Source organism: Intrasporangium sp. DVR, assembly GCF_040365325.1.
Lineage (GTDB): Bacteria > Actinomycetota > Actinomycetes > Actinomycetales > Dermatophilaceae > Intrasporangium.
In genome coordinates this window covers 1-930 of record NZ_BAABZW010000049.1, presented here as the reverse complement: position 1 = coordinate 930, position 930 = coordinate 1, and the positions used below count along the sequence as shown (strand labels likewise).

Here is a 930-nt window from a genome sequence, read left to right as displayed (position 1 = left end):
GGCTCATCACAGTTGAGGGTGTAGCGGCTGGTGCGGGGGCCGAGTCCAAGTAGGGGTCGAGGTCTCCCGATGATGGAGGTTCCTACGCCGTCCATCCAGAAGACCTCGACGTGTCTGACGCTACCTTCGCTTCCCCTGACCTGACCACGTTCTGCCGCCTCGAGGAGCTCGGCCTCGAGGTCACCGGCCAACGACTCGAGCCGGACCGGGCCGTGCTGGCCTGCCGTGTGGTCGAACCCGACCAGTGGTGTCGCCGCTGCGGCTGCGAAGGTCTCCCGCGGGACACCGTGACCCGGCGGCTGGCGCATGAGCCGCTCGGCTGGCGCCCGACCACGCTGGAGGTGACGATCCGCCGCTACCGGTGCACCGGGTGTGGGCACGTGTGGCGCCAGGACACGAGCCGCGCGGCCGAGCCGCGGGCGAAGCTCTCCCGGCGCGGGCTGCGGTGGGCGCTGGAAGGGATCGTGTGCCAGCACCTGACCGTCGCGCGGGTCGCCGAGGGCCTTGGGGTGTCGTGGAACACCGCGAACGACGCGGTCCTCGCCGAGGGCAAGCGGGTCCTGATCGACGACCCGGCCCGGTTCGACGGGGTCAGCGCAGTTGGGGTGGATGAGCACGTCTGGCGGCACACGAGACGCGGGGACAAGTACGTGACTGTGGTCATCGACCTGACCGGGATCCGCGACGGGACCGGGCCGGCGCGGCTGCTGGACATGGTCGAGGGCCGCTCGAAGCAGGCGTTCAAGACGTGGCTGTCCGAACGTGAGCAGTCCTGGCGCGACGCGGTGGAGGTCGTCGCGATGGACGGGTTCACCGGGTTCAAGACCGCCGCCGTCGAGGAGCTGCCAGACGCGGTCGCGGTGATGGATCCCTTTCACGTGGTCCGTTTGGCCGGTGACGCCCTGGATCGCTGCCGGCGCCGGGTCCAGC

The 930-nt window shown here is 70.4% G+C and carries 1 protein-coding gene; it reads left to right on the top strand.

From position 1 onward, the window contains the following. Window positions 1-110: 110 nt before the first annotated feature. Window positions 111-930, top strand: an 820-nt coding sequence (locus ABWV20_RS19215; protein WP_353358079.1) for an ISL3 family transposase, incomplete at its 3' end; no start/stop codon positions are given.